Genomic DNA, 298 nt, shown 5'->3' with positions numbered 1-298 from the left:
CGGGGATTCGCGTGGGCGCTGGCTTCTATCCCGGACCGGTGTAGCTGTCGAGCTCGTCCGTTCGGTCCGGGTGTTCTTCCTCGACGTGCTGGTGGACGCGGTGCGTGGCCTGCTCGGGCGCGTTCTTGACGTCGTCGTGCGGGACGTCCGGTTCGAAATCACAGAACGGGCACTCGGAGAGCGTGTCCTGTGACATGCGTTAGCATTGGGTTCGACGCCTGAAAAGCGATCTGACGACGCCGAGCGCGACTGACAGAAACGGAGTCCGGGACGCGGTCGCGTCTTGGAACGCGGTCCC

General features: G+C 64.8%; 1 protein-coding gene. It reads right to left on the bottom strand.

The features are described 5' to 3' along the window. Positions 1 to 25: 25 nt before the first annotated feature. Positions 26 to 196 (bottom strand): hypothetical protein, encoded by a 171-nt coding sequence (locus EXE44_RS20545; RefSeq protein ID WP_157746005.1) that lies wholly within the window; start codon positions 194 to 196, stop codon positions 26 to 28. Positions 197 to 298: the final 102 nt, after the last annotated feature.

The organism is Halorubrum sp. SS7, assembly GCF_005435055.1.
GTDB lineage: Archaea > Halobacteriota > Halobacteria > Halobacteriales > Haloferacaceae > Halorubrum > Halorubrum salinarum.
This window is presented reverse-complemented; position numbering and strand designations above follow the sequence as displayed.